Raw genomic sequence first — 224 nt, forward strand, 5'->3', positions numbered from 1 at the left:
TTTTTAGTGTTATCAGACCAAAGCATAGACTTTTTTATGCTCAAAATGATGGATAAGTCTCAAGATGAATGATCTCATTTCCTTAAGCAGGATTCGGGTTATTTTATGATTTTTTTTAAATTTTTAGATGGTTTCAATGTTGAATGTGTACTCTATTTTAAATAACCCGAATCGCGGATAAGAAATTGACTTGAAAAATAAGAGGACTAGAGCCATCAGTTGAG

It is taken from the genome of Acinetobacter sp. CY73 (assembly GCF_059515865.1).